Raw genomic sequence first — 16,874 nt, forward strand, 5'->3', positions numbered from 1 at the left:
GATCAAGAGCAGCTAGGGCGCGTCGCCTTCGGATCGTCGAGCGAGTCCAGCGACTGCACCGCACTGGTCAGGGTGTCGATCTTGACGAGTTCGATGCCGTCAGGGGTGTCGGAGGTCGCGGCGGCGCAATTTTCTGCCGGTACAAGGAACACGGTGGCACCGGCGTCGCGCGCAGCCTTGATCTTGTGCGTGATGCCGCCGATCGGTCCGACGGTGCCGTCGGGCTTGATGGTTCCGGTCCCTGCGACAAACTTTCCTGCAGACAAGTCGCCGGGCGTCATCTGGTCGATGATCGACAAGGTCAGCATGGTGCCGGCTGACGGGCCACCGATGTCACCGACGTTGTAAGTGATGTTCGTATTGGGGTCTTCGGCCATCGTGGTGAAGGTCACGCCAAGGTAAGGGCGCGACTTGTCATCGGGCCGCTCCCCCAGCTTGATTTGCTCGGTCAACCGCGCGTTTCCACGCTGCACGACCACCTCAATCGTCTCGCCTGGCTTGAGCTTGCTCAGCACCTCAACGACTGCCTTAGGGTCGGGAACGTCGACGCCGTTAACACTCACGATCCGGTCGAACTGCTTCAACTTGCCAGCAGACGGGCCTTTCGGGGCCACATCGTCAACGCCGAGCGTGGTCGGCTTATGAAGATAGTTCAGCGCTGCGGCAGTCGCGTTCGCTTCCGAACTGCTCATCTGAGCGACGTTCTGCTGCTGGACTTGCTCCACGGACTGGTCCGGCGGGTAGTACAGCTCGCGCGGCTCCAACTCATAGTCGCTCGACAGCCACATACCCAATGCTTGGAACAAGGTCATTTGGTCGTGGAGCGACACCGTTGTGAGGTTTAAGTGCCCCTTCGGGTGGGGGTCGACCGCGTCGGAGACCGAGACCACCGGCTTCCCGTTCTGGTCGCCGAGAGTGTTCACCGTGGGGCCTCCGCTCAGCGCCACGTAGGGCACTTTGAACGTCATGCCTGCGACGAGGAAAACAATAAGCAATGCCATGCCGACAGTGATCGTGGCGATGCGGCGATGGGCTGGCTGGATGGTCACCCGAACCAGGGTAGTGCAGCAGTGTTCAAGGACGCGGCGCGCAGCGTCCCGATGCCGGTACCGTTGACGGTATGAATGATCTGCCCTTCGGCTTTTCCTCCTCCGACGACCGTGACAAAAACAGCGGCGACGGGGATAACAACCGTGGCGATAACGACGGCAACAACGGCGGTCAGAATCCGACGAACCCGTTCGCCTTCGCGATGGGCGATGGCGGCGCTATTGACCCATCCCAGCTGGGCCAAATTTTCAGTCAGCTCGGCAACATGTTCAGCGGTATGGGCGCTGGCATGGCCGGTGGCGCCGGACAAGGCGCGGTCAACTACGAGGTAGCAGCCAACCTTGCTCGACAGCAGGTGGGCTCGTTTACCCCGATGCTTGAGAAGGAACATCGCGCCGTCGCCGATGCCGTTCGGCTGGCCGAGGTGTGGCTCGACGACCAAACGACAATGCCTGCAGGTATCACCACCACTGCGGCGTGGACGCCTGTGGACTGGTTGGAAAACACGATGCCGACCTGGCAAACCCTGTGCGATCCGATCGCCGAGCAAATGGCCAAGACGATGGACGCCGGTCTCCCCGAGGAAGCCAAGGCCCTCGCTGGCCCGATGATGGCGATGATCGGCCAGCTCAGCGGAACGATGTACGGCACACAGCTGGGCCAGGGCCTCGGCCAGATGGCTGGCGGAGTCCTGACATCAACCGACATCGGTTTGCCGCTGGCCCCGGATCAGATGGGCGTGCTGTTGCCGGAGGCGATCGCGAAGTTCGCCGAGGGGCTCGACCTGCCCGCCCAGGAAATCGTGGTATTTCTCGCGGCCCGCGAAGCCGCCCACATCCGCTTGTTCACGCATGTCCCGTGGCTCAAGCAGCGACTGCTCGCGACCGTCGAAGAGTATGCGCGCGGAATCCGCGTCGATTTCGATGGCCTACAAAACATGGCGGGGGGCATCGATCCGCAAGAGTTGCTGACCAATCCGGGCAAGATCGAAGAGCTCATGGGTTCGGCGGCGTCGTTTGAGCCCGTCACGACCCCGGCACAGGAGGCCGCCCTCGCTCGTCTTGAAACCCTCCTCGCATTGATTGAAGGTTGGGTAGAGACCGTCGTGTCCGACGCGCTGGGCGACCGGATCCCGAGCACGGCGGCGCTGACCGAAACCATGCGTCGGCGGCGGGCATCGGGCGGACCGGCCGAGCAGACCTTCGCCACGCTGATCGGCATGGACTTGCGTCCCCGTAAGCTCCGCGAGGCCGCAACGCTGTGGCGGTCGTTGACCGCGGCTTCCGACGTCAGCGTTCGTGACGGCGTGTGGGGCCACCCGGACTTGCTCCCAGATGCCGAGGATCTCGACAATCCGGCAGGATTCATCGACCGCGTAATCGGCGGCGACACCTCGGGCATCGACGACGCCCTCGCCGAACTGGAACGCCAGTTCAAGGACGACGGGGATATCAAGGACGACGGGGGCAAGAACGACGGGGGCAAGGAGTAGCCGGTTCCGTCATCGGCTTCCAACAAATCTGTGGATAGCGTGGTCGCGGAGTTAGCGATACGGTGCCAGCCTTAGCTGCATGGAATCGCGCGATCTACTTCCGATCCTGACTCCGGGTACCCCGGTGCTGACTCGAGCAGACAAGCGCGTCCACATTGGCACCGACCCGCGGACCGCGCTGGTGGTAGACGTTGGCCCCAACGTCACCGCCACCGCCGTTACCGAGGTCCTCAAACGACTCCGCACGCCACAGCGATACCGGCATGTCAGGCGGGCGGTGCGATCGTCTGGGCTTACCGTGACCGCATTCTGGTCGATCCTCGATCAACTCGTCGACAACGGTAAGGCCGTCGAACCCACCGCCCACCGATCACCTTTGCGTATCGCCGTCGCGGGGCACGGTGAACTCGCCGACGTACTCCTCAATGGCCGCGTCCCCGTGGGCACCACCACCGAACCCTACGATCCCGAGGCACTTCCCGGGCCGGGCGGTCAGCGCCCGAGTTTGGTGGTGATCGCCGATCAACCGGTGGCGGACCCTGCGGTGTGGCATCCGCTGATGATGGCAGCGGTCCCCCACCTGCCGGTATACGTCCGCGACGACGTCGGGACCGTGGGACCGCTGGTATTACCCGGGCTGTCGAGTTGTTTGCGGTGTCTCAACCTGCACCTGACCGACGTCGACCCCGCATGGCCGCTCTTGGCCGCCACGCTGCATTCCATCGCGGGTGCGTCGAGTACGGCAACCCGGTTCGCCACTGCGGCGTTGGCGCTGGCCCAAATCGATGAGCTGGCAACCAAACTCCGCGTCCGCGACGCCCAACCTCCGTCGACCTTGGGAAATACCATCGAATTTTGCCCGCATCCGAGCACCGTTCGGACGATCGACGCCCCTGTCCATCCTCGCTGCGACTGCACCACAATCAATCGGGTCGCGCCTCGGCCCCGGCTTTCCTCTATCCTCAACCATGCGGCGAAAGGACACCATTGAGCGAGATCACGCGGGGCCAAGGCCGTCGCAATGCCAAACTGGCCTCACTTCCGTTGGGAATGGCCGGACGCGCGGCAGCCGGACTCGGTAAGCGCATCGCAGGTAAAAGCAAAGAAGAAGTCAGCGCCGAGCTGATGAATAAGACGGCCGAGCAGCTTTTCGCCGTCCTCGGTGAGCTCAAGGGTGGCGCCATGAAGGTGGGACAGGCCCTGTCCATCATGGAGGCCGCCATCCCCGATGAGTTCGGCGAACCATTCCGCGAAGCGCTCACCAAACTGCAAGCCGAAGCGCCGCCACTGTCGGCCGCAGCAGTGCACAAAGTCCTCGACCAGCAGCTCGGCACGCGGTGGCGCGAACGATTCCTGGAGTTCGACGACGAACCCGCCGCTTCGGCCAGCATCGGTCAGGTTCACCGGGCCGTCTGGTCAGACGGCCGCGAGGTTGCCGTCAAGGTGCAGTATCCGGGTGCCGATCACGCCCTCAAAGCGGACCTTAAGACGCTGAGCCGGATGTCGGGAATGATCCAAAAGCTGTCCCCGGGCACCGACGTCAAAGCGATGGTCGATGAACTCATCGATCGCACCGAGGACGAGCTCAACTATCTCGCCGAGGCCGACAACCAACGCGCCTTTGCCAAAGCTTTCGACGGCGACCCCGACTTCTTTGTCCCCAAGGTTGTTGCTAGTGCCCCGAAAGTTGTTGTTTCCGAATGGATTAACGGAACTCGACTGTCGAAGCTGATCGTCGATGGTACGCAGGAGCAGCGCAACAACGCCGCCGCCAAGATGACCACGTTCGAGATCAGCTCACCGGCGCGCGTCGGCATGATCCACGGCGACCCGCATCCCGGAAACTTTTACATCCTGGACGATGGTCGGTTCGCGATCCTCGACTTTGGGGCCGTCGGGCACTACCCGGACGGATTGCCTCCGAAGACGGGCCAAATCTTAGCGCTGGCCCGCGACAAGAAGTACGACGAGTTACGCGATCTGATGGTGGAAGCAAACTTCATCCAGGCTTCGCACGCCGACCATGTGACGCCCGAAGACCTCGCGAAGTACCTGCAACCGTACGTCGATCCGCTGTACACGGACACGTTCCACTTCACGCGCAAGTGGTTGCAGCGGGCCGCAGGTAAGGCGACCGACTTCAACGGTGACGTCTACAAGACATCGCGCAACCTCAATGTGCCGCGCGAATATGTGATGGTTTTCCGCGTCCTCATCGGCTGCGTCGGCATCGCCGCTCAACTCAACGCCGAGGCCCCCTACCGCGCCATCTTGCGGGAATGGATGCCGGGCATTGATGCCGAATAGCCGGCGCCGACCGGGCACCATGGAACTGTAACCTCGCCAACCAAACAAGAGCCGGGACAGGTCACTACCTGTCCCGGCTCTGTGCTTGTCGCGTCGATCGGTATACCGGTCCGGCGCACCCGAGTCGCTCACCCCCTTTTTTCAAGAAATGCTCGCGGCCGGGTACTTGCGCGGACGGCCGCGCGGCCGCTTGCGGGCAATCACCGCGCCGCGCTCGAAGATCTCGCCGCCCCACACGCCCCACGGCTCTTCGCGCTCCATGGCGCTCTCCAAGCATGGGACCTGCAGCGGGCACTGCTTGCACAGGCCCTTGGCTTCCTCCAGTAGTTGCGGCTGATCCGCGAACCACATGTCGGCGTCGATCTGATCGTCCTGGCAGGGCAGGGATATTCGGGGAATTGCAAGGGTAGACATTTCAAGTCGGCTTTCTGTTCGCAGAAGTTAAGAATCTGGTGAACCCGGGCCGAGCTTTTGCGCCAACGCAAAAGGCCACGGATTCGCTTTCGCGATTCGCCGTGGCCTTGATGTTCCGGTGATCTCTTAGGTAAGAGACCTTCGGAAGGACGTCGTGATGCCGTCCATACGGGCCACGGGGAATCGCTGGCGCGCTGGCGCCACAATCGCTGCTGTTACAGCCAGATGTTCTGCTTGCCAGTTCATGTCGGTCGACTCCCTTTCGTTTGACCGTCGTAGTCGGCACAGGAGATCCCCGCACCGCGTAAGTACTCCGCCTACTTTAGGCGGCTCTGCTAGAAACGCACAACCTATTTTCTACCTGCGGTTTTACCGGTGCCGACGCCTCCGGGGAGAGCCGAATCCACCACTTCGAGGATCTGCCGACCGATCAACTCGGCTCGTTCGGATCCAAACCCGCGGACCTTCTTCAATTCTTCGATGCTCGACGGCACGGCAACGGCGATCGATCGGATCATCGATACGCTCATCACATTGACCGGAGAAATCCCTTCGGACTTGGCATAATCTTCCCGCCATTTGCTCATGGCCTTGTACACGTCGGGGTCCGGTTCGGATCGCTCAGGCATCGGCCCGGCAGCGGCTTCAAGCCGCGGCTTCTCAGGCATCAGCGACTCCAAGAACCGGGACCGGCGACGCTTACTGCTGCGCCCTTCCCCGCGCGAAAGACTCCACGACAGGTGCAGGTGCTCGCGAGCACGGGTGATTCCGACGTAGAAGAGTCGGCGTTCCTCTTCCACTTCGTCGGTAGTTTTGGAGGCGCGCCCCAGCGGCATTGAGCCCTCATGCAAACCGGTGAGGAATACGGCGTCCCATTCGAGGCCCTTTGCCGCGTGCATCGACGACAGGGTGACGCCGCCACCGACCGGCGCGTGCCGCATGCGGGAGCGTTCGTCGAGTTTGCGCACGAGGCCCTCGAAGTCGAGATCGGGGGCTTCCGCGGCGATGGCTTCGACGATCTCCATTAACCGCAGTAGCTGCTGCCAGCGGGACCGCGCATTGGCACCCTGGGGTTCGGCTTCGGTGAGGCCGACCGAGCGGAGCGCGTGGCGCACCGCGTCGACCGGTTGCATGGGTGGCGGCGCACCCTGCGCCAGCGAGATGAGGCGACGCATGCCCGCCGCGATCTCCGGGCGGTCGAAGAAGCTCTGAGCGCCCCGCACCTGGTAGTCGATACCGGCATCGGAGAGCGCTTCTTCGTACTGCTCAGACTGGGCGTTGATGCGGTAAAGGACCGCGATCTCCGACGACTTCACACCGGTCCGGATGAGGCGCTTGATCTGGGCAACAACACCGACAACCTCAGAGACATCGTCGTCGAATCCGGCGAAGATGGGTTTGGGTCCGTCGGCTCGTTGACCGATCAGTGTCAGGCGGGTACCCGCAGCGCGGCCGCGCGCCTGGCTGATTGCCGTGTTGGCGAGGTCGACGACCTGCGGGGTGGACCGATAGTCGCGCTGCAGTCGGACGAGCGTGGCTTCGCGGTAGCGGCGCGTGAAGTCGAGCAAGTACGTGGGCGTGGCCCCGGTGAAGCTGTAAATGGTCTGGTTGGCGTCGCCGACAACGGTGATGTCGTCACGACCACCGAGCCAGGCGTCGAGCAGGTTCTGCTGAATCGGGGTGACGTCCTGGTATTCGTCGACCACAAAGCTGCGGTAGCGGGACCGGAACTCCTCGGCAATCGACGGATCGGATTGCAGGATTGTGGTGGTGAAGATCAGCAGGTCTTCAAAGTCGAGGAGACGGTCTCCGTTGGGGGCCACCTTGGCGGCCTCGTATGCGGAAAACACCTGCGCCACGGTCCGCGGATCTGTGGGGACGTCGCGGTGCGCTTCTAGAGCAGCGGCCATGTACTGGCCGGGACCGATGCCCGACGACTTGGCCCACTCAATTTCGGACGCGAGGTCGCGCAGCAGGTCGCGGTCGGAGACGTCGAGCCCCAACTCCCGGCTGACGCGTCCGACCATCCGAAACTTGTGCTCGAGGAGTTCCCACCGGACGTCGCCCATGGCCATCGGCCAGAAGTACCGAAGTTGACGCATCGCCGCAGCGTGAAAGGTTTGGGCAACGACTTGATTGCCCGGCCCGGAGATACCGAGGGCGGCGAGTCGTTCACGCATTTCGGCGGCGGCCCGCGCGGTGAAGGTGACGGCGAGAACCTGCTCCGGGTTGACCTGCCCGGATTCGACAAGATGCGCGATACGCCGGGTGATAGTGCGGGTTTTTCCCGTGCCAGCACCCGCCAAAACACAGACCGGGCCGCGGGGTGCGAGGACGGCTTCGAGTTGTTCGGGGTCGAGGCCGGACGTGGTTGCTGAACCTGCTGTCCGCGACCGACTACCAACCGTTCCGCCGCCTGCCATACGTCCTGCCGTTCGAGTACTTCCCGCCGTACGTGATTCCGTCACCGTCATGCGCCTACGGTCGCACGCACCTCTGACATTTTCGTGGTCGGTGCGGGGCCTAACGCGGGTGTTAAACCTTGCCGAGTTTGGTGAGGATGTCGCCGATCGGCGGGTTGGTGGCGGTGGTCCCGTCCGCGTAGAGGACCGTCGGAACCACATGGTTGCCCCCGTTAACGCTGCCGACGAACTCGGCGGCCTCGGGCGTGGCTTCAATGTCGATCTCGGTGTACTCGATTTCCTGACGCGCGAGTCCGGCGCGCAGGCGATCGCAGAACGGGCACCACGAGGTGGTGTAGACGGTCAGTTCCGGGTTGGTCGCCGCATCAGTCATGTCGCTATCTCAACATATTTTCCCGACCCGGGCACATCCGGGGCGAGTTCAGGGTTTCGGTGCGCGAGCCCAGCCGGTGATGAGGCTGCGGGCAATGGAAATCGATCCGGGGAGGAGCAGTTCGGCGTCGGTGTTGGTGCCGTTCCATTCCCGGTCGCGGCCGAGGGCCTGCAGCACGTCGTCGCGGTGGAACCAGCGAGCGTCGCCCAGTTCGCCGTCGCGAAACGACAGCGGATCTGCCGGATCGCCGATTGCCTCGAACCCCAACATCAGCGATCGCGGGAACGGCCACGGCTGCGAACCGAGGTAGTGCGGCGAGTGCACGTGGATTCCGGCTTCCTCGAACACTTCTCGGCGCACGCACTGCTCGAGTGACTCTCCCGGTTCCACGAACCCGGCGAGCGTCGAGAACCAGCGTTCGGGCCACACGGCCTGCCTACCGAGCAGAACCTGGTCGGCACCGTCGTGAATCACCATGATGACGGCCGGATCGGTGCGCGGATATTCTTCGGCCCCGGTTTTGGGGTTGCGGCGTAGCCACCCGCCCTGCACGAGCTCAAGTGGGTCGCCGTCGATCGGCGAATAGCTCGCGGTCCGGTGCCAGTTGAGCATTCCGAGCGCCGTCGCGAGCAGACCTGCTTCATCTGCGGGTAGGCGATGAGCCCCCGAGCGCGCCTCGCCGAAAACGTCCGGTGTCTCCTCAACGCGCAGCGCCCACGAGTCGACTTCGTGACCGTCGACCACCTGTAACGCGAGGAACACGGCGTCAGCGACCGGTTCGGCACCGAGGCTGATGGCCGGAACCCAGCCCAGCGTTCCCTGCTCGGTTACGCCGTACTGGCCACTGTGATCAACCAGCAAGACGCGCGCCGTTGCCCACCCGGCACGCAACCGCTCCGGGTTCTTTCGAACTTGGTCGGCGCGGTCCAGGTTGGCACGCGCCAGCAGCGGCTCTTCGCCGAGCTCAAACGAGGCGGGCATCAGGCCGGTCCGCCCTGTCGGACGTACAGCAGTCGGTCACCAGCTTCGATGGCTTCGACTTCTTCATCGCCGACTCGATACAGCTTGCCCGCCCGCACCACGCCCAGGACCAGGTCCTTCGTGTGTGCGGGCGAGCCGCCGGTCTCCGCTGGCTCCACCTCGCGTTCGGCGATCGCATAGCCCTCTTCCGGACTCAGCAGGTCTTCGACGATCTCCACCACTGACGGAGTAATCGTCGCGATTCCGAGGAGGCGACCTGCGGTCTCCGACGAAACGACCACCGAGTTCGCGCCCGACTGCCGCATCAGATGCGTGTTCTCGGACTCGTTGATGGCGGCGACGATCTTGGCGTTCGGGTTGATCTCGCGGGCGGTGAGCGTCGCCAGGACGGCCGTGTCGTCGCGGTTGGCGGCAACCACGATCGCGGCCGCGTGCTGCACCCCAGCCAGACGCAAGACGTCGGACTTCGTGGCGTCGCCGCGGACGGTGACCAGTCCGTGCGCACCCGCCGAGTCGAGGGCAATCTGATCTTTGTCGACGACGACAATTTCGGCGGGCTTACCGCCATCGGCAATCACCGCATCCACCGCGGTGCGGCCCTTGGTGCCGTAGCCGATGACGATGGTGTGGTTACGCACGCGGTTCCTCCAGTTTTGGATCTTGATCGCCTGCCGCGAACGTTCGGTCAGCACTTCCAGGGTCGTACCGATGAGCACGATCAGGAAGAGCACGCGAAGCGGGGTGATGAAGATGATGTTCACAAGCCGGGCCGACTCGGTGATCGGGGTGATGTCGCCGTAGCCCGTCGTCGACAATGTCACGGCCGAGTAGTAGAGCGCATCGACATACGTCATCTCGCCCTCTTTGGCGTCGATGTACCCGGAACGATCGATGTACACAACAATCGAGCAGACGAACAGCGCGGTCAGCGCCCACAGGACGCGGCGGCCGATTGCGCGGGCGGGACTCTTTTCCGTTTCCGGGATTCGGACCACACCGACGAGGGCATAATCCGGCTCGTCTACGAGGCCGCCTCTGCGCCTCAACCGTGTTCGCACGCCGCTCCTGATCACGAATTGGAGGCTACTGCATGTCCGGCAGTCCGGGTGTGCAGCATGGCGGCAAGCTCGTCAGGTCCGGGTAGGACGGCCGGCTCAAGGGTGAAGTCGTGCCGCACATAGACAAAGGCGGCACGAACCGCCTCGAGGGGAATCCCCGACAGTTGCGACCACGCCACCCGGTAGGCGGCCAGTTGAATAAACAGCGGTGCCCGTTTGGCCGGTTCTGGGACGGCCCCGGTTTTCCAGTCGACGACGAGGGCACCGTCACCGTCGGCGAAGACTGCATCCATGCGACCGCGCACCACGGTGCTACCGATAACGGTTTCGAAGCCAACTTCCACTTCGACGGGTGTCCGGTCGGCCCAGGGAGAGGCCAGGAACTTGCTCCGCAGCAGGTCCAGGTCTTCTTCGGCGGCACCCGGGACAGCGTCGGCTGCACCGGGCAGCTCATCGACGTCGAGGAGTCTGGTGGCCCCGAAGCGTCGTTCCACCCAAGCGTGGAACGCGGTGCCGCGGCGGGCCATCGGATTGGGTCGAAATGGAACCGGACGACGCAAGCGCGCGGCAAATGCTTGGTCGTCGGAGTCCAGTTCCACCAGTTGGCTCACCGACAGGTGACCGGGGAGTTCCACCTCCACGAGTTTCTCGGTGGTGCGGGCACGTTCGTCGAGCAGAACTCGCACTTCCCGCTGCCACTCCTGCGCGTCGAGGTCTGCGGGTTCGGGGTCCGCGACGGCAAACAGGGCCCGTTCGGCGCGGGCCGTGTCGACCAACTCGGCGGCAGCGACCATCGGTAGTCGGCGATCCCCGAGCAGGTCGACCGGCCAGGGAACCGACACCTGCTGCTCGGTCAGTGGGTTTGTGGCGTCTTCCTCCGGCGGAAGTGCGTCGATGTCGATGCTCATCCCCGTCGGGTCGACGTCCGGGACGTTACCGGCTGCGGCATCGGCGACCAGCGCGGCGATCTCGGTGTAAAAATCGGAGCCACCGCGCGGCTTGTCGCCGGTCTCGGACCAGTGATGAGCCGACACCAGGAGGGTGTGCTTGGCGCGGGTCAGGGCGACGTAGAGAAGTCGTCGATCTTCTTCGAGGCGCCGCTCCCCGATCGCTTCTTTGTGGTCGTCGATGGCGCCTTCGAGTTCTTTCCGGTCAGCGACTTCGGTCAGATCGAGCGGTGGGAAACCTTCGTCGCCGTCCCGCGAGAGATCACCGCGTAGTTCGGCGGGCAGTTCGCGCGCCGAACCAAGCCATGTCGTTTCTGCCTTTCCGCCGGGAAAGATGCGTTGGGCCACATGCGGCAGTGCCACCACATCCCATTCGAGGCCCTTGGCCGCATGCACGGTAAGAATCTGCACTCGCTGCGCAGCAACTTCCACCTGGCCGGCCTCCAGGCCCTTCTCAACGGTTTCGGCGGCATCGAGGAACGCCAGCAGTCCGGACAAGGTGGCACCGGAACGCTCCGAATAGTGGGTCACGTACTCGGCGAAGGCATCGAGATGCTCGCGACCGGTCACTTCACCGCGCATACGACGAGCCCGAATCTGGGCTTCGACCGCGACGCCGATGGTTTGTTCGACGTCGGCAACAAGTTCGGGAAGTGGCTGTCCGATCCGGCGTCGTAGTCCTTCGAGCTGTTTGCCGAACGTTGAGATTCGCTCGAATCCAGCTGCACTGTAACGGCTTTGGTCGCCGGGGTCGGCGAGCGCATCGCACACTCCGGCGGAGTCGACGGACTCGCCGGGCAGGGCGGCGTCGAGGGCTTCGTCGAGCGCTTCCCGACTGGTGACCGCACCCGTGGTTGCACCGTTGGTGCCTGCGGCGAGTTCGCGGGCCCGGCGCCACAGCGCGGCCAGGTCGGCTGCACCGAGTTGCCAGCGTGCGCCAGTCAGCAGGCGCATAGCCGCGGTTCCTGCCATCGGGTCGGCCATCAACCGCAATGTGGCGACGATGTCGGTGATCTCGGGAACGTGGAGCAGTCCCCCGATGCCAACCACCTCGGCGGGAATACCGCGCCGTTCCAGTTCGGCGGCCAACGGGGCCGAGTCTTCGTTGCGACGCACCAGGATGGCGGTGGTGGGCGGCGGGACCTCGTCGCGCTGCGCGGCGACGTAATAGTCCTCGATGATGTCGGCAATCCAGTTGCGTTCGTCGATCACGGTCTCCGTCAGCGCCAACCGCACGGTTCCTGCGGGAGCATCCGGGCGCGGGCGCAGTTGGCTGACCGGGACGCCGCGGCGCCGCAGTTCCTCCGACGTTTGGTTTGCCAAATACAGTGCACCGACGCAGTTGCGCCAACTGGTCAGCAGTTCCTTGCGTGGCGCGTCGCGACTGTCGGGCCGCGGGAAGTCGCGCGCAAAGCGCGGCAGGTTGGCCGCCGAGGCACCACGCCAGCCGTAGATCGACTGGATGGGATCGCCGACCGCGGTGACTGCGATGGTCCGTCTGCCGCCAACGCTGTGTCCCCCAAACAGCGACGACAGCAGGATCCGCTGCGAGTGGCCGGTGTCCTGGTATTCGTCGAGCAACACCGCTCGAATGCCGGATCGTTCCGCGTCGACCACTTCGGGGTGCTCACTGACCAGCCGTGCCGACAGCGACATCTGGCTGCCGAAGTCCAACGCCCCCTGCGCGGCCATGGCTTGCCGCAGGGCCAGGACCAGGGGTATCAGTTCGCGGCGTTCGTCCATCACCGCCTGGATTTTGCGGAGTTGACCGTTCGGTTCGGCACGCTGTCCCGGGCCCTTGGGGAGCGTGTCGATCATCCGGTACAGGTCCGCACCCGCCGCTTCCAGGTCGTCGACGTCAACGAGGTGTTCTGCCATTTCTGAGTACAGGCGCAGCACTGCCTCGGTGACCGACGACGGCACCTTTGAGGTGTTGAGCTCGCCCGGCCATGTCGACACCACGGAGAACGCCAACTGCCACAGTTCGGTTTCGCTCAGGAGCGTGGCGGTCGGCTCGACGGGCAGCAGCAGTCCGTAGTCGGAGATGAGGCGGCCTGCGTAGGCGTGGTAGGTGCTGACTTCGGCGTCTGCGCTGCGCAAACGGCTGGCGAGTTCGCCACCCGGATCCCACTCCATCAGTGCCGGACTCCCGGCCAGCATCGACAGTCGACGCCGGATGCGAGCCGCCAATTCACTGGCGGCCTTGCGGGTGAAGGTGAGGCCAAGGATCTCTTCGGGGCCGACAAGCTTGTTCGCGACGAGCCACACCACGCGGGAAGCCATCGTCTCGGTTTTGCCGGCACCCGCGCCAGCGACCACCAGCATCGGTTCCATCGGTGCCTCGATGACCTGAACTTGTTCGTCGGTCGGTGACGGCAGACCGAGAGCTGCGGCCAGCGATCGAGCGCCAATGCGGGGCCGTTCGTGGTGGTTGGTCATGAAGTCGTCAGTCATCGATGACCGCTTTCCCCCGAAGTTGCGCCGGGCAGGAAGCAACCAGCCCGCAGTGACTGCATCCGCTGTTGGGTGTCGCCGTGAACACCGGGCCGATACTGGCCTGGGCGGCGTTGCGCACCACGCCGATCCATTCCTGCACTTGATCTGGCGTCAGCGGATCCTGCACGCGTTCGGCGGCACCGGTCTTTTTGTTGGCGCTGGCCACATATACGAGGCGGCCACCGCCGGGCTCCTGGCCGCTGAGTTTGAGCGCCAACTGATACGTCGCTAGCTGGGGGTGTTCTTGGGCATCAATGGCACGGACCGGGTTTTTGCCGGTCTTCACGTCAACCACCACTGGCCGCCCGGAACCATCAGCTTCGAGACGGTCGATGCGCCCGATGAGTCGTACCGGAAGCAACGCATTCCCGTCGTCGTCGACCCCGGTCGGCAGGGTCGCATCTACCTCAACTTCCACCCCAGCTTCGGTCAGCTGATCGCGCGAGACCCGGAGCCAGTCACGGAAATTCGTGAGCATGCCTTCGGCGCGTTCGAGTTCTCGGTGGCTGTACCACTCGGCGGGCGAGGCCACCCGACCCCACACCTCGTGCAGTGCCGAGTTGACCTCGGCGCGGTCGAGTTTGCCAGCAACGGCCTGCACCAGGGTGTGAACAAGGGTGCCGGTGACGGCTTGTTCGGCATCACCGTCGCGGCCGCCGTGCCGTTCGAGCATCCACCGCAAGGAACAGCGCGTGAGGGCGTCAATGTTCGACGGCGACAGCGTCCGCGGCCCCTGTTCCGGAGTCCACAGCGGAGTCCCGGTGCTGGGACCAACCAGCCCAAACCAGTCGGCGGGGGCTGCGCCCGGTACTCCTGCTTGTGCGAGGTCGGCCAGTAGCGAGGCTGCGACGCGGGTGCGTTCGTCGGGCCCGCCGTCGGCATCCGCCCCAGACACGGCGACCGCACGCAGTTCCGCAACCAGCGACGGCAGGGACAGCACCCGCCGGACGCCGGGATCGAGCGGAATGTCGTCGGTTGCGTCGGCTTCCGGGTCGGTGTCGGATCCGTAGCCGCCGATGGCGTCGGCGATCTCTGGAATAAACCGTGATGGCGAGGCGTCACCGCTACCGTCTTCGACGGCCGTGACCAGTAGGCGACTGCGGGCGCGAGTGCACGCCACCAGCAGCAGTCGCCGTTCGTCTGCGAGCATCACCGAGCCCCGCGCGATGGTGTTCAGCGCATCGGCACCGATGCCGTCGAGCAAGTCAATGAGTGCCGGGGTACCGAGGATGCTGCCGCGGCTGCGCAGCGACGGCCACAATCCGTCGAGCACACCGGGAACGGCCACGACTTCCCATTCGCGGCCGGCAGCCGCGTGCGCCGACACGACGGCCACCGACTCCGATCCCGAAACCGCGATGCGCGATTCGCGCGGAATCTGCAGTTGCCCAAGGTATTCGACGAAGGCGAGGGTGCCGGCGGCAGGCAAGTTGTCGGTGAACGTGCCCGCAGCCTCGAACATCGCGAGCATCGCGTCGAGGTCACGGTCAGCTTGATCGCCGCCGCGCCCGCCCCGCAACGATTGGTCGGTCCACCGACGTTCGAGCCCGCTGGCTTGCCACGCGCGCCACAGGGTTTCCTCGACACCCACCGCCGTCTGATTCGCGAGCCGGGCGGCATTAATGACCTTGCGGAGATGTTTCAGCGAATACGACTCAAACTCGGTGAGCCCGCTCAGGTAGTGGTCCATCTGGTCGGGGTCGCCGAGGGCTCGGCCCAGCGAAAGCAGCGAATCGGAGTCACGTCCGTTTGCCTCGTCGACTCGACGGATACCGCGACGAAGGCGCCGCAACTGGGTCGGGTCCGCTCCCCCTACCGGTCCAGACAGCAGCGCGATTACTTCGTCCGGATCGAGGAGTCGATCGTCGGCGGCCACCCGCAAAACAAGCGTGAAGGCTTCGACGGCACGCTGACGGTGGATGGGGATGTCGCTGGTGGGAGTGGCCATCGGTACACCGGCCGAGGAGAACGCCCGTCGCAGCGCGGGCAGGGCCCGCGGCACCGAACGAACAATCACGGCCATCTGCGACCACGGCACGCCGTCGAACAGATGGGCTCGTCGCATCAGATCGGCGACGGCCGTGGCTTCTTTGGCGGTCGAAGAGAAGACGCGTACGTCGGCGCGGCCGGGATCTCCGGTGCCCGCATCCGGGTATGGATGCGGGCGGGCACCTGGAAGCCGTCGCGCCAAGGCCCGGCCCACCCCGTTGACTGCGGCCAAACTGCGGAAGTCGTTGGTGAGCGCCAGGTTTCGGGAGGGATCGTCGGCTGCTAGGCCGTCGGCGAACTTGGGGTCCGCACCGCGGAAACCGAATACTGACTGATCGGTGTCGGCGGTGATGACCGTGGAGTCAGCGCCAGTTCCGACCAGTCGCACCAGGAATGCTGCCTGCGGGTCGAGGTGCTGGGCATCGTCGACCAGCAAGTGCCGGATGCGTTGCCGCTGGCCGGCCAGTACCTCGGGGTCGGTGGCAAAGGCAGAGAGCGCCGAGCCGATGAGTTCGGCGGCATCGACGGCGGTGACGCTGGCTTCGGGCGCGTCGAGTCCGACCGCCCCGCGAAGCAGCAACCCTTCCTCGTATTGGCGGAAGGCATAGCCAGCGGCCACCCACTCCGGACGATTGTGTTCGCGGCCAAGGTCAGCGAGGTCGCTGGGGCCTAAGCCTCGCTCAGCGGCACGCATCATGAGGTCGCGGAGAGCTTGGGCGAATCCATCGGTGGTGAGGGCGGGTCGCAACGACTCGGGCCAATAGTGCGCGCCGTCCTCCACGTCGCCTGCCAAGAGTTCGCGCAGGATCACGTCTTGTTCGGAGCCGGTTATCAGTCGCGGCGGAGGGTTACCGTGCGCGGACGCCTGTAGCCGCAGGACGGCGAAGGCGTAGGAGTGAATCGTACGCACGAGCGGTTCGCGCAAGGCTCCGCCAAGGCTGCCTCCCGCCGACAACACGCGCCGGGTGATCTCGGTTCGCAAAGCGGTGGCCGCCCGCCGGTTGGCGGCCAACACCAGCACCGATTCCGGTTCCACCGCCGGATGCAGGATCCGGGCGACGGCCGCGTCGACGATGAGGGCCGTTTTCCCGGTCCCCGGACCACCCGTAATCCGCCAGGGCCGCCATGGCTTTGCGGGATCGACGCGGTGCGATCCGTCGACCACCATTGCGACGTCGGCCGGCCATCGACGACTGACGTCGGCGTGTGCCGGCGCAGCCACGAGTCGAGTACCGGGTCTGGTCATGCACCCATGGAATCATGCCCATCTGACAATTCTGCAGGCCCCTGCACGAACATCGACGGCTGCGGTCGGCGCCACGTCACCGCAGCGACGTTCGCCTG

11 protein-coding genes are annotated in these 16,874 nt (G+C 64.7%); 3 read left to right on the forward strand and 8 right to left on the reverse strand.

Annotated features, from left to right (window positions below):
• Positions 1-2 precede the first annotated feature (2 nt).
• Positions 3-1,049 carry a YlbL family protein gene (locus tag WBA38_RS04695; protein ID WP_424322205.1) on the reverse strand — a complete coding sequence of 349 codons (1,047 nt, stop codon included), beginning with the start codon at positions 1,047-1,049 and terminating at the stop codon, positions 3-5.
• Between the two features lie 71 nt (positions 1,050-1,120).
• Here WBA38_RS04695 and WBA38_RS04700 point away from each other — a divergent pair, with 71 nt between their 5' ends.
• The 3 genes from WBA38_RS04700 (at position 1,121) to WBA38_RS04710 (ending at position 4,849) form a co-directional block, all read left to right on the forward strand.
• Positions 1,121-2,542: a zinc-dependent metalloprotease gene (locus WBA38_RS04700; protein ID WP_424322206.1), complete on the forward strand. Its 1,422-nt coding sequence runs from the start codon at positions 1,121-1,123 to the stop codon at positions 2,540-2,542.
• A gap of 79 nt (positions 2,543-2,621) precedes the next feature.
• Positions 2,622-3,533, forward strand: a complete 912-nt coding sequence (locus WBA38_RS04705; RefSeq protein WP_424322207.1) for a hypothetical protein — start codon at positions 2,622-2,624, stop codon at positions 3,531-3,533.
• A complete protein-coding gene (locus WBA38_RS04710) occupies positions 3,530-4,849 on the forward strand; it encodes an ABC1 kinase family protein (protein WP_424322208.1) in 1,320 nt (439 codons plus the stop codon). The genes WBA38_RS04705 and WBA38_RS04710 overlap by 4 nt, the downstream gene beginning before the upstream one ends.
• A gap of 141 nt (positions 4,850-4,990) precedes the next feature.
• Here WBA38_RS04710 and WBA38_RS04715 read toward each other — a convergent pair whose 3' ends face one another.
• From WBA38_RS04715 to WBA38_RS04745, 7 genes are all read right to left on the reverse strand, one after another.
• Positions 4,991-5,263 carry a WhiB family transcriptional regulator gene (locus tag WBA38_RS04715; protein WP_424293455.1) on the reverse strand — a complete coding sequence of 91 codons (273 nt, stop codon included), beginning with the start codon at positions 5,261-5,263 and terminating at the stop codon, positions 4,991-4,993.
• Positions 5,264-5,613: 350 nt separating this feature from the next.
• Complete coding sequence (locus WBA38_RS04720) at positions 5,614-7,686, reverse strand: ATP-dependent helicase (protein WP_424322209.1); 2,073 nt, start codon at positions 7,684-7,686, stop codon at positions 5,614-5,616.
• Positions 7,687-7,798: 112 nt separating this feature from the next.
• The gene (locus tag WBA38_RS04725; RefSeq protein ID WP_424293457.1) at positions 7,799-8,059 is read right to left on the reverse strand and encodes a mycoredoxin; all 261 of its coding nucleotides are present in this window, start codon (positions 8,057-8,059) and stop codon (positions 7,799-7,801) included.
• 48 nt (positions 8,060-8,107) lie between these two features.
• Complete coding sequence (nudC, locus tag WBA38_RS04730; protein ID WP_424322210.1) at positions 8,108-9,040, reverse strand: NAD(+) diphosphatase; 933 nt, start codon at positions 9,038-9,040, stop codon at positions 8,108-8,110.
• On the reverse strand, positions 9,040-10,098 hold the full coding sequence (locus WBA38_RS04735; RefSeq protein ID WP_424293498.1) for a potassium channel family protein: 1,059 nt from the start codon (positions 10,096-10,098) through the stop codon (positions 9,040-9,042). The genes nudC and WBA38_RS04735 overlap by 1 nt, the downstream gene beginning before the upstream one ends.
• Before the next feature lie 11 nt (positions 10,099-10,109).
• Complete coding sequence (locus tag WBA38_RS04740) at positions 10,110-13,499, reverse strand: ATP-dependent helicase (RefSeq protein ID WP_424322211.1); 3,390 nt, start codon at positions 13,497-13,499, stop codon at positions 10,110-10,112.
• Complete coding sequence (locus WBA38_RS04745; RefSeq protein WP_424322212.1) at positions 13,492-16,776, reverse strand: ATP-dependent helicase; 3,285 nt, start codon at positions 16,774-16,776, stop codon at positions 13,492-13,494. The genes WBA38_RS04740 and WBA38_RS04745 overlap by 8 nt, the downstream gene beginning before the upstream one ends.
• Positions 16,777-16,874: the final 98 nt, after the last annotated feature.

Source organism: Gordonia sp. (in: high G+C Gram-positive bacteria), assembly GCF_049647785.1.
Classification (GTDB): Bacteria; Actinomycetota; Actinomycetes; order Mycobacteriales; family Mycobacteriaceae; genus Gordonia.